This window comes from Methylobacterium durans, from assembly GCF_003173715.1.
In the GTDB taxonomy this organism is placed as follows: Bacteria; Pseudomonadota; Alphaproteobacteria; order Rhizobiales; family Beijerinckiaceae; genus Methylobacterium; species Methylobacterium durans.
Genome location: NZ_CP029550.1, coordinates 2,032,843 through 2,056,423, shown reverse-complemented (window position 1 = coordinate 2,056,423; position 23,581 = coordinate 2,032,843). Strand labels below are relative to the sequence as shown.

General features: G+C 69.3%; 22 protein-coding genes, 1 tRNA gene and 2 pseudogenes. 12 read left to right on the top strand and 13 right to left on the bottom strand.

Annotated features, from left to right (window positions below; all coding sequences use genetic code 11):
* Nucleotides 1–714 precede the first annotated feature (714 nt).
* The 5 genes from DK389_RS09350 (at nt 715) to DK389_RS09330 (ending at nt 4,129) form a co-directional block, all read left to right on the top strand.
* Complete coding sequence (locus tag DK389_RS09350; protein ID WP_109889064.1) at nt 715–915, top strand: transcriptional regulator; 201 nt, start codon at nt 715–717, stop codon at nt 913–915.
* Between the two features lie 300 nt (nt 916–1,215).
* Nucleotides 1,216–1,521 carry a bifunctional DNA primase/polymerase gene (locus tag DK389_RS35575; RefSeq protein ID WP_109889062.1) on the top strand — a complete coding sequence of 102 codons (306 nt, stop codon included), beginning with the start codon at nt 1,216–1,218 and terminating at the stop codon, nt 1,519–1,521.
* Between the two features lie 258 nt (nt 1,522–1,779).
* Complete coding sequence (locus DK389_RS09340) at nt 1,780–2,355, top strand: hypothetical protein (protein WP_162560585.1); 576 nt, start codon at nt 1,780–1,782, stop codon at nt 2,353–2,355.
* A complete protein-coding gene (locus DK389_RS09335; protein ID WP_162560584.1) occupies nt 2,352–3,656 on the top strand; it encodes a DUF927 domain-containing protein in 1,305 nt (434 codons plus the stop codon). Before DK389_RS09340 ends, DK389_RS09335 begins: the two co-directional genes overlap by 4 nt.
* Complete coding sequence (locus DK389_RS09330) at nt 3,635–4,129, top strand: hypothetical protein (RefSeq protein WP_109889057.1); 495 nt, start codon at nt 3,635–3,637, stop codon at nt 4,127–4,129. Before DK389_RS09335 ends, DK389_RS09330 begins: the two co-directional genes overlap by 22 nt.
* Before the next feature lie 366 nt (nt 4,130–4,495).
* Here the strand turns inward: DK389_RS09330 and DK389_RS09325 are convergent.
* The 3 genes from DK389_RS09325 to DK389_RS09315 form a co-directional block, all read right to left on the bottom strand.
* Nucleotides 4,496–4,571, bottom strand: a tRNA-Lys gene (locus DK389_RS09325).
* 106 nt (nt 4,572–4,677) lie between these two features.
* Nucleotides 4,678–6,243: a 2-isopropylmalate synthase gene (locus DK389_RS09320; RefSeq protein ID WP_109889055.1), complete on the bottom strand. Its 1,566-nt coding sequence runs from the start codon at nt 6,241–6,243 to the stop codon at nt 4,678–4,680.
* Nucleotides 6,244–6,595: 352 nt separating this feature from the next.
* A complete protein-coding gene (locus tag DK389_RS09315) occupies nt 6,596–7,309 on the bottom strand; it encodes a spermidine synthase (protein ID WP_109889053.1) in 714 nt (237 codons plus the stop codon).
* 342 nt (nt 7,310–7,651) lie between these two features.
* Here DK389_RS09315 and DK389_RS09310 point away from each other — a divergent pair.
* A pseudogene (locus DK389_RS09310) lies at nt 7,652–8,130 on the top strand (SRPBCC family protein).
* Between the two features lie 112 nt (nt 8,131–8,242).
* On the top strand, nt 8,243–8,578 hold the full coding sequence (locus DK389_RS09305) for a hypothetical protein (RefSeq protein WP_109889051.1): 336 nt from the start codon (nt 8,243–8,245) through the stop codon (nt 8,576–8,578).
* Here DK389_RS09305 and DK389_RS09300 read toward each other — a convergent pair.
* Complete coding sequence (locus DK389_RS09300; protein WP_109889049.1) at nt 8,569–9,291, bottom strand: NUDIX hydrolase; 723 nt, start codon at nt 9,289–9,291, stop codon at nt 8,569–8,571. The two genes, DK389_RS09305 and DK389_RS09300, sit on opposite strands and share 10 nt — an antisense overlap.
* A pseudogene (locus DK389_RS09295) lies at nt 9,284–10,188 on the bottom strand (PhzF family phenazine biosynthesis protein). Before DK389_RS09295 ends, DK389_RS09300 begins: the two are co-directional and overlap by 8 nt.
* Before the next feature lie 195 nt (nt 10,189–10,383).
* Between DK389_RS09295 and DK389_RS09290 the strand changes: the two are divergent.
* Both DK389_RS09290 and DK389_RS09285 read left to right on the top strand, forming a co-directional pair.
* Entirely contained in the window at nt 10,384–10,800 is a 417-nt protein-coding gene (locus DK389_RS09290; RefSeq protein WP_109889047.1) for an EVE domain-containing protein, read from the top strand.
* A gap of 89 nt (nt 10,801–10,889) precedes the next feature.
* Nucleotides 10,890–11,504 (top strand): ParB-like protein, encoded by a 615-nt coding sequence (locus DK389_RS09285; RefSeq protein WP_109889045.1) that lies wholly within the window; start codon nt 10,890–10,892, stop codon nt 11,502–11,504.
* Nucleotides 11,505–11,510: 6 nt separating this feature from the next.
* On the opposite strand, the gene DK389_RS09280 is transcribed toward DK389_RS09285, so the two are convergent.
* Nucleotides 11,511–11,888 (bottom strand): PRC-barrel domain-containing protein, encoded by a 378-nt coding sequence (locus tag DK389_RS09280; RefSeq protein ID WP_109889043.1) that lies wholly within the window; start codon nt 11,886–11,888, stop codon nt 11,511–11,513.
* A gap of 113 nt (nt 11,889–12,001) precedes the next feature.
* On the opposite strand from DK389_RS09280, the gene mepA reads away from it, so the two are divergent.
* A complete protein-coding gene (gene mepA, locus DK389_RS09275; protein ID WP_109889041.1) occupies nt 12,002–12,934 on the top strand; it encodes a penicillin-insensitive murein endopeptidase in 933 nt (310 codons plus the stop codon).
* 8 nt (nt 12,935–12,942) lie between these two features.
* On the opposite strand, the gene DK389_RS09270 is transcribed toward mepA, so the two are convergent.
* On the bottom strand, nt 12,943–13,446 hold the full coding sequence (locus DK389_RS09270; RefSeq protein ID WP_109889039.1) for a TIGR00645 family protein: 504 nt from the start codon (nt 13,444–13,446) through the stop codon (nt 12,943–12,945).
* 86 nt (nt 13,447–13,532) lie between these two features.
* Nucleotides 13,533–14,189 carry a peptide-methionine (S)-S-oxide reductase MsrA gene (gene msrA / locus DK389_RS09265; RefSeq protein ID WP_109896197.1) on the bottom strand — a complete coding sequence of 219 codons (657 nt, stop codon included), beginning with the start codon at nt 14,187–14,189 and terminating at the stop codon, nt 13,533–13,535.
* Nucleotides 14,190–14,497: 308 nt separating this feature from the next.
* On the opposite strand from msrA, the gene DK389_RS09260 reads away from it, so the two are divergent.
* Nucleotides 14,498–15,592 (top strand): histidine kinase dimerization/phosphoacceptor domain -containing protein, encoded by a 1,095-nt coding sequence (locus tag DK389_RS09260; RefSeq protein ID WP_109889038.1) that lies wholly within the window; start codon nt 14,498–14,500, stop codon nt 15,590–15,592.
* Nucleotides 15,589–16,110 (top strand): response regulator, encoded by a 522-nt coding sequence (locus DK389_RS09255; RefSeq protein WP_109889036.1) that lies wholly within the window; start codon nt 15,589–15,591, stop codon nt 16,108–16,110. Before DK389_RS09260 ends, DK389_RS09255 begins: the two co-directional genes overlap by 4 nt.
* A gap of 3 nt (nt 16,111–16,113) precedes the next feature.
* Here DK389_RS09255 and DK389_RS09250 read toward each other — a convergent pair whose 3' ends face one another.
* Genes DK389_RS09250 through DK389_RS09230 form a run of 5 tightly spaced genes read right to left on the bottom strand, consistent with a single transcriptional unit; the run spans nt 16,114 to nt 23,366 of the window.
* Nucleotides 16,114–16,977, bottom strand: a complete 864-nt coding sequence (locus DK389_RS09250) for an efflux RND transporter periplasmic adaptor subunit (protein WP_109889034.1) — start codon at nt 16,975–16,977, stop codon at nt 16,114–16,116.
* Nucleotides 16,978–16,987: 10 nt separating this feature from the next.
* Nucleotides 16,988–19,018 carry a preprotein translocase subunit SecA gene (locus DK389_RS09245; protein WP_109889032.1) on the bottom strand — a complete coding sequence of 677 codons (2,031 nt, stop codon included), beginning with the start codon at nt 19,016–19,018 and terminating at the stop codon, nt 16,988–16,990.
* Nucleotides 19,011–21,158: a PqqD family peptide modification chaperone gene (locus tag DK389_RS09240; RefSeq protein ID WP_109889030.1), complete on the bottom strand. Its 2,148-nt coding sequence runs from the start codon at nt 21,156–21,158 to the stop codon at nt 19,011–19,013. The genes DK389_RS09245 and DK389_RS09240 overlap by 8 nt, the downstream gene beginning before the upstream one ends.
* Before the next feature lie 7 nt (nt 21,159–21,165).
* Nucleotides 21,166–23,013 (bottom strand): efflux RND transporter periplasmic adaptor subunit, encoded by a 1,848-nt coding sequence (locus DK389_RS09235; protein WP_109889028.1) that lies wholly within the window; start codon nt 23,011–23,013, stop codon nt 21,166–21,168.
* Nucleotides 23,014–23,057: 44 nt separating this feature from the next.
* Nucleotides 23,058–23,366 carry a DUF3467 domain-containing protein gene (locus DK389_RS09230; RefSeq protein ID WP_236960763.1) on the bottom strand — a complete coding sequence of 103 codons (309 nt, stop codon included), beginning with the start codon at nt 23,364–23,366 and terminating at the stop codon, nt 23,058–23,060.
* Nucleotides 23,367–23,581 lie beyond the last annotated feature (215 nt).

Sequence of the window (23,581 nt, the reverse complement as noted above, 5' to 3'; positions counted from 1 at the left end):
ATCACAGCGTTACTCGCTAATGCGGAGCTTCGGCCGCCAGACTCTCGAACCCGGCAAGGCTTCATGGGTGAACGGGCAGTCGAAAGCACCCACGCATCAGGCGCTTCGGAGAGGCCAGTAATGACCTGCCATCGCTGCATGACAACCTCTAGGCTTATCCCGCTCTGCCGCTCCCCCGCGCGCTCTGAACTGTTCCGGCGGCCTTACTCCAAGCCCGCCTTTTGCGCCTGCCAGTCTATCGTCAGAGCACTTGGGCATCGTGTGCATTTGCTAATTCCTAGGAATCCGACAGCTAATTTCTGTCATATCCAACAAGTAGATACCCGAAAATTCAAATCTAATTTCTGGCGCTGATATAAAGATCGTAACGTATCAAAACATTCGCTTGATCTGATCGTTAGAATGCTCATATTCTGCACTCGCCGTCCACCGGGCTGCCCGTCGTGGTCGACCTGAATGGCGGCCAGCTCGGCGCAGCTATGCCGGGATTAATCTGCCCTACCTAAACCCGGATTTGCCTATTCGGGACAGCATTTTGCACTACTGGTTTTACGAGTCCGGAGACCGGATTAGTTCTTGACTGCAAGAGTCGCTGACGGACCGAGAACAAGCAAAAAGGTTCGGCAGAGTAGCCGCCCGCGCTTCGGTTGTGAGAAGGGGGCGAGAAAGGATCTACGGCACCGGGCGGGTTAATGGTGCCCAGGAGACTCAACGATGAAGAGTTCTGACGTTTACCTTACGGCACGCCAAGTTCGGGAGCGCTACGGCAGCTGTTCAGATATGGCCTTGTGGCGCTGGCTTCAGGACGAAGCAATGCAGTTTCCTCGCCCTCTTGTTATCAGCGGCCGTCGCTTCTGGAAGCTTGTTGACCTCGAACACTTCGAGGAGAGGCAGGCGACCAAGCAGATGGGTTAATGTCGAACTCGGATCACCGCAGTGACGGATGCTCGCTCGTGGTTACTGAGTGAGCTGCGGGAACTGCCCTCGTCTGCACGATCGACATCCTGAAAATATTTCTGCTCCAGGGGCATTCACTGCTCACGGAGTCCTTCGGCCGCAGCGCCGTGCTTGGAGTAGCCGTCGCTGCCAGTGGCTACGCTCGACTTGAGAGATCCACTATGACTGTCAGCAAGCGATTGTCCGAAGCATTGCGCCTCACTGGCTACGGCCTGAGCGTGTTCCCGCTGCAGGGCATGCGGGTCGGCCCCTCCCGGCATGCTGGTTTGCATCTGCGGCTCATCGAAGTGCCTAAGCCCTGGCAAGCACCTGCTGGCCCGCCTCGCACCGAACGGGCTCAAAAACGCAATCACCAGCGAGCACAGTGTGACGAGTTGGTTCGCCCAGGCGCCGCTTGCCAACGTAGGGCTCGCAACGGAGCCTGTTGTGGTTCTCAATGTGGATCCGCGTCACGGCGGTGACGAGAGCCGTTTAAGGCCCTGCGGATTCGGGGGCACGGCTCGCGCAGTACAAGCGCAAGTCCCTCGGCAACCGCCGACAAGCCATTCTTCTAAGTCACCCTGATAAAAAACAGCCCGCACGAGGCCTGCTCGGGCGAGGCTAAAGGACTGCTTGCAATGAAATGTTCTACAGCAAGGCGCCGTTCGCGCCAAGCGCGCTCCTGCGCGCCGCCGCACCCGTCCAACTTGGCTCGCCAGCAGGATCTGCCTGCTCAACCAGCCGCTCGCTCAATTTCCTGGCAAGCTGCTGTCAACCCAGCACACGCGCTCGTACCGTCAGAGCGGCCCAGCCTCTCTCGGGAGACATGCAGTGACTAGCGCGATGACGCCGCAGCGCATCGCCGGCACCTTCGAGACTTGTCGCCCGATGCAGCCGTCTGATGTGAGGTGCCTCGCCAGCCACGGTGTTCGTCCCGAAGTCCTCCATCAGCCGGATGCGCCGTTTCGCAAGGGCTACGTCGCTTGGCTGGCCGAGAAGCGCTTCATCTTCGAGGCACAACTGACAGGCAGCCACGTCAAGGTTGGCGGCGAGCGCGCCCTGCTGATCCTGGTCATCGGGTTTGGCGGTCAGCCCGTCGACATCGCGGCCTGGGATCCCGGCTCGGGGCGCCTCGCCACGTGGTTGGATAAGGCCTGGGCCTTGGGCCAGGACATGCAGTTCCGGCTCCGCTGTCAACCAGCCGAGCCTCTGCCGATCCGGCGCGACGCGCTCAGCTGGCTCAAGGCAGACCGGCACGGGCTCGTGCTGATCCGTTCGCGGCTTGCGACCGAACACCTCCGCGGGGCCGGCCCTCTGCTCGCCGAAGACGTCGCGCATGGCCGCGCTTTGAAGAAGGAGCTCGCCAGCCCCACGCCCACCATCCTCATCCCCATGCCTGCTGCATGGAGCGCGTCATGACCGCGTACATCAACCTCGACGATTTCGGCGACGCTTCGCCAGAGGACGAGTCGGAAACTACGATCCAAGACAGCGGTGTCGTCTGGCCGCCGGGCTACAGCCTAAGGTCCGACGGGCTCTGGTACGAACCCGGCGAGGACAAGAACGCCCTGCAACTCTCCGGCCCTTTCTACGTGCTTGGGCTCGCGCGTGACCCGGACGGGCAGGGCTGGTCCATTGCACTCACCTGGACTGACCCCGATGGGCGCCCGCACCGGGCCTTCGTGCCGCGTGCCGATCTGCTCGGGACCGGCGTCGATGCTCTGCGCCCGCTCGTTGCTTCGGGGCTCATCATCGCGCAGGACCCCGGCCGCATCAGGCTGTTCAAACAGGCACTCGCGCAGCTAGAGTGCCGAGCCCGCGTGCGGCTGGTGAAGAGCGCCGGCTGGCACGGTGCGGCTTTCGTGCTGCCGAACAGGACGATCGGCAGCGCGGCCGACGAAACGATTGTCTTCGACGGGCAGGCCGGCGCCGCGCGCTACGCGACGAACGGCACGCTGCGGGATTGGATCAAACAGGTAGCAGCTCCCGCCACCGCCAACTCGCGCTTGGTGTTGGCGCTCTCGACTGCGTTCGCAGGCCCTCTCAACGATCTCCTCCAGTGGGAGGGTGGCGGCGTACACCTCGTCGGCTCTTCCTCGTCCGGCAAGAGCACAGCCCTGGTCGCTGCAGGCAGCGTCTGGGGTGGCGGAGGGCGGGCCGGGTTCGTCCACACGTGGCGCGCCACCGGCAACGGGCTGGAGAGCATTGCGCGCTCGCATTCGGGCACGCTCTTGGCGCTGGACGAGCTCGGCGAGATCGATCCTCGCGAGGCCGCCAAGACGATCTACATGCTGGGCAATGGGGTCTCGAAGATCCGCGCGACGCGGGAGGCCGACACGCGGCCCCGGGCAGAGTGGCGGGCGATGCTGCTGTCGGCCGGCGAGATCGGGCTGGCCGACAAGATTGTGGAGGCTGGGGGCGGGCGAAGGCCGGGCCACAAGTGCGGCTCGCCGACGTGCCGGCGGATGCTGGGGTCGGTCTCGGCTTGTTCGAGTGCACTCACAGCCTGGAGCCTGCCGAGTTCGCCAAGACCAGCAAGGAATCGGCACTGCAGATCTACGGTACAGCAGGGCCCGCATTCGTTGAGGCTCTCGCCTGCGACCCGGCCGCGGCCGAGCACTCTGCCCGGGCCGATATCAAGGCGATCACGGCGCGCCTGCTGGCAGCCTGCCCCGAGCCTCATGGTGAGATTATCCGAGTGGCCGAGCGCTTCGCCTTGATCGCCGCCGCGGGCGAAATGGCGCGCGAGAAACTCGGCCTTCCCTGGCCAAAGGGCGAGGCAGTGCGCGCTGCAACCGTCTGCTTCAACGGTTGGTGCGCCGCACGCGGCGGCCATGGGTCTGGCGAGGTTCTGGCGGCTCTTCAGGCGATCCGTTCAGCCATTCAGCGGCACGGCGAGGCGCGCTTCCGGGAGGCGAAACGCGATCCGGGGCTGCCGCCGATCCGCGATCTGCTGGGCTACCGGTTCGAGCGTGATGGCGAGCACTTGTACGGCTTCACGACCACTGGCTGGGCCGACACGCTGCAGGGCATCGGGAATCCGCGCATAATCGTTGGGGCCCTGTACGAGCGCGGCTATCTCTTTTGCCGCTCGGACCCAAACCATCGCTTTGTCGTGAAGATCGATGGCCAATCGGTTGCAACTTACGCCGTGCGTTACTCGGTCCTGTTCGACGAGGCCGCGGCCGATTAACAGTGCGCCGTCTCCGTCACGGCGTGAGCATCTGCCTGCTCCAATCCTTGTGACCGGTGTGACTCGTGTGACCGTCGGAATATCAACGGGTTGCCGGTCACGCCATCGCCTCTCCGCATGCGACCCGTGTGACCGATGTCCGCTCAACCCCGGGCGCGGTCACACGGCGGCAGAATGCTCCTGCGGCTCGTGTGACCGTGAAATGTAAACTGGATCAGCCGCATAGCGCGCTCAGTCACACGGTCACACGTATGAGGTGCGGCGAGGAGTCGCCTCCAACGGGCTATAACAGTGCGAAAAGTTACCTGAGACGTTACCTAAAACGTCCGCAAGCCTGCCGCTAACCTGCTAAGTCCTTGAAAAGATTGGTGGGCGCACTAGGGTTCGAACCTAGGACCCGCTGATTAAGAGTCAGCTGCTCTACCAACTGAGCTATGCGCCCTCATCGCTTTGCAGCGATCCGCCGGGGCCACCAGTCCGCGGCGAGGTGGGGCTGATACCAAGGGGGCCGGGGGCTGTCCACCCCCGGCCCGCAAGATTCTTGAGCTCTATTCGGCCGCCGCATGCTGGGCATGCAGGCGCACCGCCGCCGCCGAGAGCTTGTTCAGCGCCGAGAGGTAGGCCTTGGCGGAGGCCACCAGCGTGTCCGGGTCGGCGCCGCGGGCGGTCATGGAGCGCTCGCCCGCCTTGAGGCGCACCGAGACTTCGGCCTGCGCGTCCGTGCCCTCGGTCACGGCGTGGACTTGGTAGAGTTCGAGTTGCGCCTCGTGCGGGACCAGCGCCTTGATGCAGTTGAACACCGCGTCGACCGGGCCGTTGCCGTCCGCCTCCTCGGTGAAGGTGCGCCCGTCCATGTCGATCTTCATGGTGGCGCGCTGCGGCCCGCGGGTGCCGGCGATGACTGAGAGCGAGACGAGGCGGATGCGGTCATGGGCGGTGGCGAGGTTCTCGTCCACCAGCGCCTCGATGTCCTCGTCGTAGACATGCTTCTTGCGGTCGGCGAGCGCCTTGAAGCGATCGAAGACGTCTTGGAACTGGTTCTCGGCCAGATGCAGTCCGAGCTCGTCGAGCTTTGAGCGGAAGGCGGCCCGGCCCGAGTGCTTGCCCATCACCAGCGAGGTCTTGCTGACGCCGACCGAGGCCGGGGTCATGATCTCGTAGGTCTCGGTGTGCTTCAGCATCCCGTCCTGGTGGATGCCGCTCTCGTGGGCGAAGGCGTTCCGGCCGACGATGGCCTTGTTGTACTGCACAGGGAAGTTCGTCGCGTGGGAGACGAGCTTCGAGGCGCGGGTCAGCATCGTCGACTCGACGCCGGTCTCGTAGGGCATCACGTCGCCGCGGGTGCGGATCGCCATGACGATCTCCTCCAGCGCCGCGTTGCCCGCCCGTTCGCCGATGCCGTTGACCGTGCACTCGACCTGCCGCGCGCCGCCCTCGACGCCGGCCAGCGAGTTGGCGATGGCGAGGCCGAGATCGTCGTGGCAATGCACCGAGAAGATGGCCTTGTCGGCATTCGGCACGCGCGAGCGCACCGCCTCGAACATGGCGCGGTATTCGGACGGCGTGGCGTAGCCCACCGTGTCCGGCAGGTTGATCGTGGTGGCGCCCGAGCGGATCGCCGCCTCGACGCAGCGGCAGAGGTAATCGATCGGCGTGCGCGTCGCGTCCATGGCCGACCATTCCACGTCCTCGACGAGGTCGCGCGCCTGGGCCACCGTCTTCAGGATGATCTCCAGCACCTCGTCCTGGCTCTTGCGCATCTGGTGCGCGAGGTGGATCGGCGAGGTGGAGACGAAGGTGTGGATGCGGCCGCGATGCGCGTGGCCGACCGCTTCGCCCGCCCGCGCGATATCGGCCGGGATGGCGCGGGCGAGTCCCGCGATGGTGGCACGCTTCGAGCGGCGGGCGATCTCGGCCACCGCCTCGAAATCGCCGTTCGAGGCGATGGGGAAGCCCGCCTCGATGATGTCGACGCCCATCGCGTCGAGGAGTTCGGCCACCGCGAGCTTCTCGTCGAGCGTCATGGTGGCGCCGGGGCATTGCTCGCCGTCGCGCAGCGTCGTGTCGAAGATGAGAACGCGGTCCTTGGCCGAGCCGGTCTGGGTCGTGGTCATCGGTGTCTCGCTTACCCTGTCGCGGCGCGCCCCGTCTCCAGCGGTCGGCGGCGCCATCAAGCCTGTCGTCGTGGTGCGCATCCCCTGAGAGCCCAGGCGCGCGCCCGGACGGCCCTCAGGGGCGGGTAAGGAGAAGGTGGACGAGACGCGCGCGCGACCGCGACGCTGCACGGGCAGCGCGGATGGTCAGGCACGCGGAGCCGGCTCGGGCCAAGGCTCGTCTCTCCTCGCGGGGCACGACGGGCGGACGCGATTCGCCCGTCAGGGCGGGTACGGTCCGGGGGTTGACGTACGTATCCTTCGCGCGGGTGAAACACAAGCGAGGGTGCAGGCGCGCCGAACGCAGGCCGCTTCAGCGCGCCGCCTTCCGGGCTGGAGGGTTCGCACCCGCCTCCCGGCGCTCCGCGATCCAGAGCACGTGGCGCCGCCCGCTCGTGCCGCCGTTCGCGCGGACGCGGAGCTCGTCGACGGAGAAGCCCGACCGTTGCAGGCGGGATTTGAAGTGTCGGTCCGGGCCGCCCGACCAGACGCCCAGGAGGCCGCCCGGCCGAAGGGCGTAATGGGCGCGCTTGAGGCCCCAGGAATCGTACAGGCGGTCGTTCTCGCGCCTCACCATCCCCTCGGGCCCGTTGTCGACGTCCAGCAGGATCGCGTCGTACTGGCCGGGACCCGACTGGATGAGACGGTTCACGTCCGCCTCCACCAGCTCGACGCGCGGGTCGTCGAGGCTGCCCCCGAACAGGTGCGCGAGCGGGCCGCGCGCCCAGGAGGTCACGGCCGGCACCAGTTCCGCGACGACGACGCGTGCCTCAGGCCCCAGGTCCTTCAGGGCCGCGCGCAGCGTGAAGCCCATGCCCAGGCCGCCGATCAGGATCCTGGCGCGCGGGCGGTCGCGCAGCCGCTCGCAGGTGATCGCAGCGAGCGCCTCCTCCGATCCCCGGAGCCGGTTGTTCATCAGTTCGATCGTCCCGACCACGATCGAGTACTCGTCACCGCGGCGCATGAGGCGCAGCGGGACGCTCTCGCCCGGTATGGCGCCGGTATCGAGATGGACCCATGGGATCACTGACGAACTCCGTTCGACTCGAGAGAAGGCTCGCGCCAAGCACCGGCCGCTTCGGCGCAAGGGGGGACACCTAGCCCGCGCCCGCTCGGCACGCCAGGGCCGGGTTCCGGTCAGCCCGCTCCCGGCCGGCGCTCTCCGGCCCCCGACACGCGGTTCCGAGCGCGTTTCGGGCAATCCCGCTCCGGATCGAGACAGGATCGATCGATCGTGACCGGGTAGGGCCACCTCCGCCATTGCCGAAGCGCCGGCGCCGCCTAGCTTCGCGCCGAACCCGGCAAGGATTCGGCGTTCCTTCGCCCGGCGAGGCCTCGCCCCACCACATCACCTCGGATGGAGACACCCATGACGCGCCACACCCTGCGGCTCGCCCTCGCCGCCCTCGTCGTCGGCACCGCGGCGCCCGCCCTCGCGCTCGACGTGCAGAAGACGACCACGATCGCGGCGCCCCCGCCAAGGTCTGGCAGACGATCGGCGATTTCTGCGGCATCGGCACTTGGCATCCGGCGGTCGAGACCTGCACCCCGTCCGAGAAGGATGGCAAGGCGATCCGCACCCTCAAGCTGAAGGGCGGCGGCGCGATCGTCGAGGAGCAGACCTCGCGAGACGACAAGGTGATGTCCTACAGCTACGCGATCCTGGAGAGCCCGCTGCCCGTCTCCGACTACACGTCGACCCTCGCGGTCGCCCCCGAGGGATCGGGCTCGAAGGTCACCTGGAACGGCAGCTTCTCGGCCAAGGGCGTGCCGGATTCGGTCGCCAAGGATGTGATCGAGGGCATCTACGACGGCGGATTGAAGGGGATCGCCGAGAAGGCGAAGTAGGGGAGCCCGATGCGCGGCGGCGATTGACCGGTCCCGGCGCCTCGGCGCACAACCCCCGGCAGCGCCAAGCTCGGCCGTCCGGGCCCAGCGGCGCGAACCGGGATGCCTCGCCGTGACAGCGTACCGCCTCAGCCACACCCTTCTCGCCGTCGCATTTCTTGGCGGCCTTGCCGGCGCCTGCCAGCCGAAGGCGACGGCGCCCGTCACCGCGACCGCCGCGGCGCCCCCGGCCGTCACCGTGCCGCCGGCCGGGCCGGGCTGCGGACCGAACATCGCCCGGACCCAGGCGGTGGTCGACAGCGACGTCGCCACCGGCAACCTCAATCCGCCGGTCGGCGCCCGCTTCAGCGCCGACCTCGCCCGCGCCTCGGCCGCCTGCGGCGCCGGCCGCGAGAGCGAGGCGCTGAGCCTGCTCGCCGCTGCCAAGACCCGCTACGGCTACCGCTGATCCGCGAAGGCGTCGGCGAGGAAGGCCCGCACGAAGCCCGGCATCCGGGCCCGGTCGACGTCGCCGGGTCCGCGGGCAATGACGATGCGGGCGAGTTCGGGCTCGGCCTCCCCGGCGCGATGGCACTCCATGCGTGCCCGCAGGTCCTCCGCATCCTCCGGGAACGGGACGGGCCGCAGGAAGGCGAACTGCCCCTCGCCCTTGAGCAGGACCCATTCCTCCGCGAGGCCGTCCGGCAGGGAGAGGCCCGTCTCCTCGCGCAGCTCCCGCGCGGCCGAGCCCGCGAGGTCGACGGCCTCGCCCCGCACGTCGTCGCGGTCGGGCGTGCCGCAGGGGAAGTAGATCTGACCGCCATTCGCCGTATGCGGGCCCATCTCGCCGAGGAGCACGGAGCCGTCGCGGGCCACCGGCACGATGGCCGCGAAGGCGTTGGCCACCCGCGCGTCCGGCGAGCCGGCGTCACGGAAGGCGATGAAACGGGAATAACGCGTCTCGAAGAGCTGCGCCTCGCAATGCCCGTCCACGATCGAGAGGCCGCAGGCGAGGAGCACCGGCCCGTCGAACAGGCCGGTCCGTTCAGCGAGGCGCCGCCGCCAATTCTCCGCGATCATCTCTGCATGGTCCTCGGCCCAGGCCCAATCGAAGGGCACGAGGCGGGCCGAGACGCTACGCAGGCGGGAGAGGCGGAAGCCGAGCGGTGCCGCCTCAAGCAAGGAGCATCCCCTCGCTGACGACGATGGCCGCCCCGCCGATCTCGACCGAGCGGAGAGCTCCCTCCGCGACGTCGAGTTGAAGCGCGATCTCGCTCGGGCGGCCCATGGCGAGGCCCTGGCGGATGACGACGTCGTGCTCGCCGGTGCCCAGAGGCTCGAACTGCATCAGCACGCCCGCGAAGGCGGCCGCCGCCGAGCCCGTCGCCGGGTCCTCGGGCACGCCGAGATGGGGGGCGAACATCCGCGCCTGGTAGCGCTGCCCGAGCCCTTCCGGGTCCGGCGCGTAGAGGTAGAGCGCACTCGCCTCGCCGAGGTCGGCCAGCGCGGCGGCCTCGACCCGTGCCGCATCGAGGCGCTCGCGCGAGGCGAGCGGCACGAAGGTGAAGGGTACGCCCGCGTCGTGGCGGCTGGGCAGGTGGGCGGAGAAGCCGATGTCGCCCGCCACGAGGCCGAGGGCGGCGGCGAGGGCGGCGGGCTCCGGCCCGTCGCCGAGGAAGGCCGGCAGGCTCGGCACCTTGAAGCGGGCGCGGCCGCGGCCCTCGCCCGCTTCGACCACGCAGGGCACGATGCCGACGCCCTCCTCAAGCCCGAAGGCCACCGCGTCGGCGAGCGCCGCGGCGGCGCGCCCGTCCTCCAGGGCGAGCAGCACCGCGGTCCCCACGGTCGGGTGCCCGGCGAACGGCAATTCGCGGGTCGGGGTGAAGATGCGCAGGGCGGCCCGGTGGCGCGCCTCTGCCGGGGGCAGCACGAACACCGTCTCCGACAGGTTGAACTCCGGGCGATGCGCTGCATCGCCGCCCCGTCGAGGCCGTCCGCGTCGAGCACGACTGCGAGGGGATTGCCGGCGAAGGGCTCGTGCGTGAACACGTCGAGGGTGACGAACCGGCGTCGGGTCATGGGCTCATGTCCGTGTCTCGAAGGGAGCGGGACGCGAACGCCCAGGCGGCTGCGGACGTTCGCGGACACGGATCCGAAGCGCAAGGTCGGGACGCCTCGAAAACCCGCCGAACGCTCCCCATCCGTCCCGCGCAGCACCCTGTGAGGCTTGGCCGAAAGAATGTAAGCACGCCGCGACCGTCTCGGGGAATCTCCATGGCATACTGGCTCTTCAAATCCGAACCTGCGACCTGGTCCTGGGAGCAGCAGGTCGCGGCGGGGGAGGGCGGCACCTACTGGAACGGCGTGCGCAATCACCTCGCCAAGCAGCAGATGATGGCGATGCAGGTGGGCGAGCGGGGCTTCTTCTACCACTCGAACGACGGCAAGGCGGTGGTCGGCATCGTCGAGGTGATCCGGCCCTATTACCCGGACCACACCGACGCGAGCGGGCGCTTCGGGATGGTGGACGTCCGCGCACTCGAGCCGATGCCGCGTCCTGTCACCCTCGACGCCATCAAGGCGGAGGAGGGGCTCACGGACATGGTTCTCGTCAACAATTCGCGGCTCTCGGTCCAGCCGGTGACGGAAGCCGAGTGGCGGCTCGTGCGCGCGATGGGCGGGCTCGGCTGAACACGCAAGCGTGACCGACACCCGCTTCCGTCGGGGCGCGGGCGGGTGTTTCTGAGGGCCGACCAGTGCAATCAGCCCGAGTGCCCGCCATGGCGATCCGCGAACCGATCCTGAAGCCCGTCCCGATCGCCGAGCTGCGCCCGACGCAGATCACGGTCGGCTACCGGGAGGTCGAGGAGAAGCGCCGGCGCTGGCGCGAGCACGACACGGACAAGAAGGCCGAATTTCTCGGCGCCCACATGATCCCGACCCTGCTCGGCCCGAAGAAGCGCCACTACGTCATCGATCACCACCACCTCGGCCGCGCCCTCCAGCTCGAAGGCGTCGAGACCGTGCTCGTCACCGTGGTGGCCGACCTTCACAAGCTCGACAAGGACGCGTTCTGGACGGTCTGCGACCATCGGGCCTGGTCCCATCCCTACGATGCGGAGGGCGTGCGGGTCGGCTTCGACGACATTCCCAAGACGGTGGCCGATCTCGTCGACGACCCCTATCGCAGCCTCGCGGGCGAGCTGCGACGGGCCGGGGGCTTCGCCAAGGATACGACGCCGTTCAGCGAGTTCCTGTGGGCGGACTTCCTGCGCCGCCGCGTCAAGGCGAAGCGCATCCGAACCGATTTCTCGGCGGCCCTCGAGGAGGCGATGGCCCTCGCGAAATCTCAGGAGGCCGGCTACCTGCCCGGCTGGTGCGGCCCGGTGGAGTAACCCGGCTCACACGCCCCAGTAGGGCGCCGCGTTGTAATAGCGGTGGACGTGCTCCTCCCAGGCGCGATCCTCGGACGGGTCCGTGCCCTCTGGCGTGCGGGGCGGCGCACTGCGGAGCTGCTCCTCCGTCACGTCGACCACGTAAGCGTCGAAATCCGGCACGAAGCGCAGCACGCTCCACGGCAGGGTGTGATAGCCCCCGCCGAGCCCCAGGAACCCGCCGAAGCTCATCACCGCGTAGGCGACGCGCCCCGATGCCTTGTCGAGCATCAGGCGCTCGATGCGGCCGACCCGCTCGCCGTCCGGCCGCCGCACGTCGGTGCCGATCACCCGGTCGCTGGCGATCAGGCTGCGGGGGCCGTCGTCCAAGGTTGCATCGGTCACAGTCTGTTCCTCCCAGTTGAAAACGCCCGAAAAACGCCCTGGGCCGCGGCGACGTTCCGGCGCGACCCGCAGGCCCTCGACGCGGGGCCGCCCGACCGGATAGCTTGCCTCCCATGCCGAAACAGCCGCGCTTGCCCCGCCTCGCCATCGTCCTCGCGATTCTCGCGTCAGCCTCCGCCGCCGCGGCCCAGGACAAGGGCAGCGTGAACCCGAAACCGCTGCCGCCGCTCGCGGATCCCGACGCCCCGACGGTCCCGGCCAAGGAATTGTTCGGCCGCGCGGCGACCCCGGCGCCCGGACCCGCCCGGCCCTACGGCTCCTACGCCAAGGGCTGCTTCTCCGGCGGCGAGGCGCTGCCCGTCGACGGCGCGACGTGGCAGGTGATGCGCCTCTCCCGCAACCGCATGTGGGGCACGCCCCACCTCGTCGATTTCGTGGAGCGGCTCGCCGGCAAGGCGCCGAAGGTCGGCTGGTCCGGCCTTCTCGTTGGCGACATGTCCCAGCCCCGGGGCGGCCCGATGCTGACGGGCCACGCCTCGCACCAGCTCGGCCTCGACGCCGACGTCTGGCTGACGCCGATGCCGGGTCACCGCATGAGCCGGCTGGAGCGCGAGGAGACCTCGGCGACCGACATGGTCCGCTCCGACCGTCTCGACATCGACCCCCAGGTCTGGACGCCGGCCCATATGCGGCTGATCCGCCTCACGGCTCAGCAGCCGGAGGTGGCGCGGATCTTCGTCAACGCGGCGATCAAGAAGGCGCTCTGCCGGGAGGCGGGAGGAGACCGCGGCTGGCTCACCAAGGTGCGCCCGATGTACGGGCACAATTACCACTACCATATCCGCCTCGCCTGCCCGGCGGGCGCGGAGGCTTGCGATGATCAGGCCCCGCCGCCCGGCGGCGACGGCTGCGGCGACGAGCTCGCCTACTGGTTCAGCGACGCGGTGCTCCACCCGAAGCCGCCGAAGGTGAAGCCGAAGCCGAAGCCCCCGATGACGCTCGCCGCCCTCCCGGCGGCCTGCCGCAGCGTCCTCAAGGCGCGCTGAGCCTCGCCCTACTTGTCGTGATGGCCGGCCGCGACCCGGTCGGTCAGCGCCATCAAGAGGCCCGAGACCACGAACACCATGTGGAGGCCGACGAGCCAGCCGAGCTCGCGGTCGGAGCTGGCCTTGATGTCCATGAAGGCCTTGAGGAGCTGGATCGCCGAGATCGCCACGATCGAGGACATCAGCTTGAGCTTCAGCCCCGTGAAGTCGATCGTGCCCATCCACTCGGGCCAGTCCTTATGATCCGAGTGGTCGAACTTCGAGACGAAGTTCTCGTAGCCCGAGAACATCACGATGATCAGGAGCGAGGCGGTGAACGACAGGTCCACCAGCGTCAGCACGCCGAGGATCGTCTGCGACTCGTTCGAGTCGAGGGCGTGCAGGATGAAGTGCGCGAGCTCCTGCAGGAGCTTGACGAGGAGCACGAACAGCCCGATCGCCAGCGCCGCGTAGAACGGGGCGAGCAGCCACCGGCACGCGAAAAGAGCCCGCTCGAACGTCCGCTCCAGCATCTGCGCTTGTCTCCCGCTTCAAAGGTGGCGGGCGGTGTCGCACGGGCGCGCGACACCGGCAAGACGAAGCGTGAGCGGAAGGGGCGTCAGGCGGCGACGCCCGTACCGATGGGGCAGGAGACGCCGGTGCCGCCGAGACCGCAATACCCACCCGGATTCTTGGCGAGGTACTGCTGGTGGTAGCCTTCGGCGAAGTAGAAGCACTCCAGCGGCTGGATCTCGGTGGTCACGTCGCCGTAGCCCTTCGCCTTCAGTGCCTCGGCATAGGCCGCCCGCACACGCTTGGCGATCTCCTCCTGCGCCGGCTCCGTGACGTAGATGCCGGAGCGGTACTGGGTGCCGACGTCGTTGCCCTGACGGTACCCTTGAGTCGGGTCGTGGCTCTCGAAGAAAGTCTTGATCAGGGATTCGAGGGGCAGCACGGCGGGATCGAACACGACGAGCACCACCTCGTTGTGGCCGGTCCGCCCGGTGCAGACCTCCTCGTAGGTCGGGTTCGGCGTGGAGCCGGCGGCATAGCCCACCGCCGTCACGTAGACGCCCTCGGGCAGCTGCCAGAACTTGCGCTCGGCGCCCCAGAAGCAGCCGAGACCGAGGACGATCGATTGCAGGCCCTCGGGATAGGGACCCTTGAGCGGCCGCCCGTTGACGAAATGAGTCTCGGCGGTGGGGATCGGATCGGCCCGGCCGGGCAACGCATCGGCAGGGCTCGGCATCTCGGCGCGCTTGCGGAACAGGAACATCATCACTCCTCTCGGGCCAGGCCTCGCAGGAAATCCTGGTCTGATATGGGGTCGCGGCGAGGCGGGCGGTAGCGGGCGCGACCGCGCGACCACGCAGGTGCGCGGCGCTCGATCTTCGAAGATCGGCTCGGGCCGCTATCATGGTCTTTGCATGATTATCCTTGTTGTTGTCACAGGGATTATCTACAGTTGTATGAATTTAGGCGCCATCGGATAAGTCATGACTTGACTGGTCTGGGGCGTACGTTAGCGTCGACCATCCCGGTGCTGGACCGGCTTCGGGAAGATTGGGATCGGTCGGGGGAGACATGGGGAACGGCGACGTCTCGCACTTCGCGGACCGCACGCGTACGGAATTCGGCGAGATCGATCCGTTCAGCGCGATCATCCGGACGACGCAGTTGCCCATGATCGTCACCGACCCGCGCCGGCACGACAACCCGATCGTCTTCGCGAACCCGGCCTTCCTCCGGATGACGGGCTACGAGCGCTTCGAGGTGACCGGACGCAATTGCCGCTTCCTGCAGGGGCCCGACACCTGCCCGAAGGCGGTCGCCCGGGTGCGCGAGGCGATCCGTGCCGAACGGGCCGTCGAGATCGACCTCCTCAATTATCGCAAGGACGGCACGACCTTCTACAATGCGCTCCACCTGAACCCGGTGCACGCCAAGACCGGCGAGCTGCAGTTCTTCTTCGCCGCCCAGCTCGACGTGACGGAACGGTACCGGCTGGTGCGGGAGCGCGAGACGGCGAACGCGGCGCTCCGCGAGGCGCTCGCCGTGAAGACCACCCTGATCCACGAGATCGACCATCGGGTGAAGAACAACCTGCAGATGATCGCGGCTATGATCGTCCTGCAGAGCCAGCGCATCGCCGACCCGGCCACGCGCGCCTCGATGATGGATACCCTACAGCGGGTCGAGGCGCTCAGCACCGTGCATCGGCGCCTGCACCAATCGGAGAGCGTGTCGCGCTACGACGTCGCCGATTTCGTGCGCGACCTGATCGGCGACCTCGTCGGCGCCAGCGGGCGCGACGATATCGCGGTTCGGCTCGACCTCGTCGCGGTGGTGATCCCGGCCGAGAAGTCCGTGGCCCTCGCCCTGCTGCTCAACGAGATCGTGACCAACATCCTCAAGCACGCCTTCGCCGGCGACCGGCCCGGCACCATCGCGATCCGCATCGCGCGGGACGACGAGATCCGGATCGTCGTAGAGGATGACGGTGTCGGGATGCCGGAGGACGGAGCAGCGAAGGATTCTTTCGGGCAGTCGCTGATGCGCACCCTGGCGCGGCAGCTCGGCGCCCGCCTCGCCGTCGAGCGAGCATCGAACTCCGGCACCCGGGTAATTCTGACGATGCCGGCCGAGGCTTCCACGACCGTGAGCGTCCGTTCCCCATGACGCGCTGCCGGTCTCTACGCATCTTCGTGGTCGAGGACGAGGCACTCATTCTGATGCAGCTGGAGGCGCTGCTCGCAGGGGCTGGCCACCGCGTCGTCGCGACCGCGATGTCCGGCACCGAGGCATTGGGCCTGATCCCGACGCTGGAGGCGGATCTGGCCCTCGTCGATCTGCGCCTGTGCGACGGAGAGACCGGCCTCGCGGTCGGCCGCTCTCTCGCACGGGCCGTGCAGATCCCCGTGATCTTCGTGACGGCGAACGAGCGGCGGGCTCGGTTCGGAGACGATTTCTATGGCGGAGGAACCGGGAACAACGATCGCTGCGCCGAGGACGCGGGCGTCCTCGGCGTGATCGCCAAGCCTTACACGCTGAACGGCCTGCAGGCCGCTCTGGCCTTCCTGGAGGAAGCGCTGCTCGACCCGCCGCCGAGGTTGAGCCCACCGGCGGGCCTGTCGGTCACCCCGGCCTATGCCGCCCGCTGGCAGGCGAAGGTCGGCATCATGGCCCCGACGCGATAGGGCTCACCGCTCGCCGGGCGGCAGCGCCGTTGCCACCGGGCCGCCCGGAGCGAGGGGGAAGGCGACCTTGCAGCGCTGGCCGCCCGGCAGCTTGTGGTCCGGGTTCGGCAGCTCCAGGCGCACGCCGAACGTGCCGCTCGCCGCGTCGAAGACGTGATCGACCACGGTGACCTTGGCCTGGTAGCTGCCGCCGATCGGCTCGTCGAGGTCGACCGTCGCGGCCTGACCGAGCTTGATCTCGCCCCAGCGCGGCACCGGCAGGTAGGCTTCGACGTAGAGCGGGTCGAGCTGCACGAGGGTGTAGATCGCGCTGTCCTGCCGGGCGAATTCGCCCGCCGACATCAGGCGCTCGGTGACGAGGCCGGTGATCGGGCTGCGGATCAGGCGCAGTTCCAGCTGCGCCTGCGCCCGTTGCAGCTCGATGCCGGCGAGGCCGTGCTTGAGGATCTCGGTCTGGAGATCGCGCTTGCCGATCTCGTAATCCGCCTCGACCTGATCGAGCTTCTCCTGCGTGACGATGCCCTTGGCGAGCTGGCTCTGCCGGTCCTGGCGCCGCTTGTAGAGCTCGACGCGGGTGCGCTGCGCCTCGATGCCGGCCGAGGATTCGGCCTGCGCCCGGGCGAGGGCCACGTTCGCCTCCTCCACGCTCGCGTCGAGGCGGGCGATGACGTCGCCGGCCTTGACGGTGTCGCCGCGGTTGACCGGCACGCTCTTCAGGATGCCGACCGTGGCGCTGCCGATCTTCAGCTTCTGGGCCGGCTCGACGACGCAGTCGACCCGGGTGACCTGCGCCTCGGCCGCGCCCGCGGCGGCGATCAGGCCGAGGGCGAGGAGGCCGCGGCGGATCGGCGCGTTCGGTGTGGTCATCGTGCGGTCCTCATTCGGAATGGCCGGCAAAGGCCAGGATGCGGTCCTGCATCTGGTCTGAGCGGAGAAGGTCGGCGCGCATGCGCGCGTGGAGGCGTTCGGTCCGTCCCTGTGCGCCGCGCAGCAGGAGGCTGCCGAGCCGCTCGGCCCGGCGGGCACCGAGGAAGGAGGCGGCGAGCACCAGGGTGGGGCGGAGGAGCCCGCGCGGGATCGCGTCGCCGTCGAGGAGCGGATCGTCGAGGGAGAGGATCGCCTGGAAGCAGCCGGGCTCGCCCTGGCGGCCACTGCGCCCCGCGAGCTGGTCGTCGATCCGGCGGGCGTCCTGGCGCTCGACCATGATCACGTGGAGGCCGCCGGCTTCGGCGACGCCCGGCCCGAGCTTGATGTCGGTGCCGCGCCCGGCCATGTTCGTCGCGATCGTGATGCGGCCGGCCTGGCCGGCTTCGGCGACGATCGCGGCCTCCGCCCCGTCCTGGGCGGCGCTCAGCACCGTGTGGGGCAGGGCCGCCGCCGTCAGATGGGCGCTCGCCCTGGCCGAGGCCGCCACCGAGCGGGTGCCGACGAGCACCGGGCAGCCGCGTGCGTGCAGCTCCGCGATCCGCACCGTGACGTGGCGCCACTTCGCTGCGTCGTCCGGCAGAACCGCGTCCGGCAGATGGCGCCGCTGCACGGGGCGGTGGGTCGGGATCCGGACGACGGGCAGGCGGTAGACGCTCCAGAACTCGGCGACGACGCCCGTCGTCGTGCCGGTCATGCCCGAGAGCCGCCGGTAGCGCCTGAAGAAGCGCTGGTAGGTCATACGGGCGAGCGTCGAGCGGCCTTGCGAGAGGGCGCAGCCCTCCTTGTGCTCGATCATCTGGTGGAGGCCGTCGCTCCAGGCCCGGTCGGGCATGACGCGGCCCGTGTTGGCGTCGACGATGACGACCTTGCCCTCACGCAGGATGTAGTGCTCGTCGCGCAGGAACAGGTGGAGGGCCGAGAGCGCCTGCCGGACCAGTTCCTCGCGAGTGACGCGGCCCCGCCAGGCCGGCCCATCCCCGGCCACCAGATCCGCGGTCCGCGCGCGGCCGGCCTCGGTGAGGAGCACGCGGCGCTCGCTCTGGTCGATCAGGTAGTCGCGCGGGCTGTCGAGGAGCGCGGCCACCGCCATCGCCCGGGACAGGGTTTCGGGACCGAACTGCGTGCCGGCCGCGGCCGAGATGATGAGGGGGGTGCGCGCCTCGTCGATCAGCACGCTGTCGGCCTCATCCACGATCGCGAAGTGCAGGCCGCGCAGGCGCAGTTGCCCGAGGCGCCCGCCGCCGGCATGCAGGCTCTCGAGCTTGAGGCGGACGTCGCTCGCCCGCTGGCCCAGCGCGATGCGGTCCCGCAGGTAATCGAAGGCGAGATCCTTGTTGGTGCAGTAGGTGATGTCGCAGGCATAGGCCGCCGCGCGCTCGGGCAGCTCCTGCTTCTCCTTGACGATCCCGACGCTGAGGCCGAGGGCCGCGTAGAGCGGGCGCATCGTCTCGGCGTCCCGCTCGGCGAGGTAGTCGTTCACGGTGACGACGTGGACGGGAAGGCCCGCCAGAGCCGCTGCACCGGCGGCGAGCGTCGCGGTGAGAGTCTTGCCCTCGCCGGTGGCCATCTGGGCGATGCGCCCGTCGAGGAGGGCCGCCGCCCCCATCAGCTGGACGCCGTAATGGCGCTGGCCGCTGACCCGGCCCGACATCTCGCGGATCAGGGCGAAGGCCCGAGCGATGTCGGCGTCGCGGAAGCGTTCGCGCCCCCGCAAGCGGCCGGCCACGGCCCGGATCTCCCCATCGAGCGCCTCGCGGGAGAGCGAGGCGACGGCCTCCTCCTGGGCCAGCGCGGTGTCCGCGATGCGGGCGTAGCGGCGGGCGCCGACGCGGGAGAGCCCCGCCCGCGCGAGGCCGACGATCCGCGCTACCGCCTGATCGAGGCTCGTCGCCTTCGGGTTCGGGCGCTCGGCATAGGCGCGGGCTCGCGGCAGCGACCGGCCCGCCGGGGCGGATGCGGGCAGGGGCAGGGCGTCAGACACGGAACTGGCTCAGGAAGACCTGCCGCAGGCCGCGCAGCAGGCGCCAGGCGATGGCCTCGTGGCCGTGGTCGAAGCGCACGTAGACGCGCTCCCCGAGGACGTCGAGGGGCAGGCCGCCAGCGAGCTGCACGTCGAAGATGAAGATGCTCTGGAGCGCCACCGGCTTCTGCGGATTGCTCGCATCGACCGCGATGGTGCCGCCGCCCTGCGTTGTCAGGGCGAGGCTCGGGATGTCCTGCTGGGCGGCCGGCACCTCGCGGGCGACGGCGCCGAGGCGAACGGTCTCGGGCGCCTCGGCGAGGCGCGCCGCGACCGCGCGGGTTCGGCTGCGGATGAGGTCGACGTCGGCCTGCGGCACCACCACGCGCACCACGGGATCGTCGGCGGCCAGCACGTAGCCGATGCGCTCGCCGCGGCGCAGGTAGCGGCCCGGTAGGTCGACGGCGCCCGGCACGATCAGGCGTCCCGCATGCTCGGCGCGCACGGTCAGGTCGGCCCGGCGGTCCCGGAACACCCGCAGACTCTCCTGCGTGCTGGCGATCTGCTCTTGGAGGATCTGGGCCTGGACGCGGTCGCCGAGGCGGGCCGCGTCGTAGCGCAGGCGCAGTTCGGCGAGCTGCGCCTCGAGCACGGCGACGCGGCTGTCGAGACTCGGATCCTCCAGCACGGCCACCCCCTCGCCCGGCCCGGTTTCCCGACCGGGTGCCACGAGGAGCTCCGTCAGGATGCCGTCGGTGCGGGCGCGCAGCTGCGTATCGTCCGGCACCCAGACGACGCCCTGCGCCATCGTCGCGTAGGGCAGCGGGATCGCGAAGAGGACGGCGAGGATGGCCGCCGCAGCGCCGCCGGTGACGAGGATCGCGCGGCGCCGGCGCCCGTTGAGCTTCGGGTCGGCCAGGATGAACTTGATCCCCTTCACGAGGGGGTCGATCACGATCCCGGTGACGGCGAGGATCGCCAGGAGCACGCCGAAGATGAAGTACTGCGTCGCCACGAAGGTCGCGATCGCGAGCGAGACGGTGGTGCGGTAGAGGAAGGCGCTCACCGCGTAGAAGGTCATCCAGGCCCGCTCACCGGGAGCCGTCACCGGGCTCTCGGCGCCCTCGATCTTCAGGACGTAGCGCTCGATCAGGTAGAAGACGTAGCGGTTCGCCCGGGACCCCAGATTCGGGATCTCGATGAGGTCGGCGAGGATGTAGTAGCCGTCGAAGCGCAGCAGCGGGTTTCCGTTGAAGACGAGCGTCGAGACGCTGCCGATCACCATCACGTTGAAGGCCGCCGCCCGTACGAGGCCGGGCTCGGCAAGCGACCAGACGATCGCGGCGGCGGCGGCCAGGAACAGCTCCACGAAGATCCCGGCGGAGGCGACCATCATCCGCTGCCACTTGCTGGCGAAGGCGGCCGAGGAGGAGGCGTCGACGTAGGGAGCCGGCAGCAGCACGAGCAGCATGATGCCGACCTCGTGCACCTCGCCGCCCCAGGCCTTGGCCGCGCAGGCGTGGCCGGCCTCGTGCAGGGCCTTGATGACGGGGTAGAGGCACATCATCAGCGCGACGTTCTGCGCCGAGAGCATCTGGTTGGCGACGTCGCCGGTGAGCTGGTTCCAGTTGAGCACGGCCAGGACGGCGCCGCTGATCAGCACCGCGAGCCAGACGCCGAAGCCCCAGGGCGTGAAGAAGGGCCGGTAGAGCGGCGCCAGCCGGTCGAGGGCGGCGTCGGGGTCGAACAGCGGGAAGCGCAGGGCGAGCGGATTCTTCACCCGGGCGATCAGGGTGCGGCGAGCGGTGGATTCCGAGCGGTCGGCCAGTTCGCCCAGATCCGGCGGCAGGTCGCCCTGCAGGAGGTCGGACCCGTGGAGCTGCGAGATCAGGCGGATCGCGTCGTCCTGGGTCGGCGGGTCGTCCTCGTTGCGCCGGGACACCTGCTCCCAGATCTCGTGCAGGGTCCGGCGTCCGTCCATCAGGCAGACGATGAGGTTCGCGGCCGGGGAGAGCCGGTGGAACCGTCCGGTCTGGTGGTCCTGCAGGATGTACCAGACCTCGCCGCGGAAGCGCTGGCGGTGGATCTCGGCATGGCGGCGCAGTCGCGGCTTCAGGCCCGCGACCCGGTACCAGGACTGGCTGAAGAGGGACTGCCCCATCGCCCCCTCACGGCCACCAGTGCCAGAGCGCCAGCCGCGCCCAGTCGACCACCGGGCGCGCCCAGATCCAGGCGAGCAGGCGCCGGTCGACATCGACCTTGGCGATGCCCTCCATCCCCGGCCGCAGGCGGGTCGAGCCGTCCGTGATGCGGCCTTCGACCCGGAACAGGTTGCGGCCGTTCCGCGCCTCCGCCACCGGCGTGATGGTCTGGATGGTCAGGGCCTGCGGCTGGTCGGGCAGCGAGGAGGCGAGCATCTGGCCGGTCTGGCCCTCGCGCAGATCCGCGATCAGGCGCTCGTCGACGCTCAGCACGACGCGGTAGGCGTCGAGCGGCGCGATCTCGAACAGCACCTGCCCGCGGCTGATCGCGCCGCCGATCGCCTGCGAGAGATCGCCCGAGACGATCAGCCCGTCGAAGGGCGCCGTGAATTTCGCCCGCGCCAATTGCTCGTCGATGAGGCGGATCTGCGCGTCCGCCTGGTCGATCTGGCTCTTGACCACGTTGATCGTGGCCGGCTGGCGGGTGGCGAGGGCCTTGTCGTACTCGTAGGTGCGCTGCTGGCGCTCCGTCACCCAGCGCAGGCGCTCCAGGGCGAGGTCGCGGTCCTCCAGCGTCGCGAGGAGGTCCCCTTTCCGCACCGTGTCGCCGGCCCGGACCTGCGCGGCCTTCAGGTAACCGTCGTAGGAGGCGACGACCGAGCGGCGCACCAGCCCCTCGACGCGGGCATCCGCCGTGACGCGGTAATCGGCCTTTATCAGCGAAAGGGCGGCGACGGCGGCGACGAGCGCGGCCAGGCCGAGCTTCAGCCCGGTCCGGTTGGGCCCGACGATCCGGCGCACGAGCCCGGCCGCGGAATCGGCGGCCTTCACCGCGAGCCAGCGGTCGTTCTGGCGCTTCTCCTCCAGAACCGGGCCGATCGCCGCGCAGGTCGCCGCGATCAGCTCGACGGTCTCGGGCAGGAAGGGCTGGTCGCCCGGCCGCTCCAGGGTGACCGCGCCGACGAAGCGGTCGTCGACGAGCAGCGGCACGGTCAGCACGCGCCCGTCATGCTGCAGGCGGGCGAGGTCGGCATGCGCCGTCGTGACGAAGACCTCGCCCGGCGGCGGCGGGAACAGGATCAGGCTGCGCTGGTCCACCGCCTCGTTCATGCAGGCGCCGAGCCGACGCACGAGGTTCATCTCGCGGCCGAACTGGGCCGAGTGCGAGATGCCCGCGACCCGGGCGACGCCCCGCCGCATGAAGCCGATCGCGACGCGCTGGCAGGAGAAGGTGATGGCGAGGTCGGTGACGGCGGCCATGCAGGCGCCGCGGAAGCGCGACTGCTCCAGCACGCCCGCGAGCAGGTCGAGGGCGGCGCGGGAGCGGGCGAGCCCCTGCCGGTCCCGGCGCCCGATCACCTCGCTCTGCTTGGCGACGAGCCAGGCGGCTCCCCATTGCACCTGCCGGATCGCACCGCGCAACTCGTCCCTGTCCCGCGTCTCGACCGCGAAGGCCGCGACCGCGAAGGCCGCTCCGTCCGCCAGGAGGGGCAGCGCGATGGCGGCGCGCGAGGGGCCGTCCTCCGTCTCGTGCACCACGGGACGGTTCTCGCGCAGGGCGGTGGCCGCCGCCTCGCGCAGAAGGCCCTCCGACTCCGCACCCGCGACCGCCAGGGGGGCGAGGTCCTGCGGCGCCAGCACGCAGCCGTCAGAGGCTGCCGGGAGCATCCGGACCTGGAGCGTCAGCCACGCCTGCGTCGCCTCGGCCAGGGTGACGGCCGTCTGGAGGCGCTGCCATAGGGCTGGCTCAAGGATCGACAGCCGGCCGTCCGCCTGGGACGCCGATGGGACCTCCGCCGCCAAACGCTCGCTCATGGCTCGCCGCCCGCCCTGCCGGACCTGTGCTGAGTGGTGTGTGGTCAGCCTTCGAGGTCGAGGCGTCCGTGGCGGGACTCGTACTCGGCGAGCACCCCGCCGAGCACCGAGAGCAGGCGCTTGGCGGCCAGCGGCGTCAGGATGATGCGGTTCGAGAGATCGACCACGACGTTCGCCGTCTCGGCGACGTTCCAGGTCCGGTTCGTGCCGAAGAAGAGATCGACCTGCTCGCGGGTGCCCTGGACGTTGACCACGTTGGCGAAGTGGGTCGCCATCCCGTCCTCGCGCCATTCGATCGCGCGGACTTGATCGGCGGCCTTCGCGTCGGCCCCGGTCCCCATCGTGTCGCTCACGGCGTCCCCCATTCGGAGCGGCGGAACCCGGGGTGCCTCCGGCCCCGCTTCGTGGCGGGACAGTGATGCGCCCAAGTCACCGTCAATGTCTTTCTTGAATAAAAGCGCCCGTCATCGAGCGCCTTGCCTTCGTTGCATATCGACTTCATGTTGCTTTGCAAGTGTCGCAGAGCAACAGGATCAGTGCTATCCCCGTGCTCCGTGCCGACGAATCA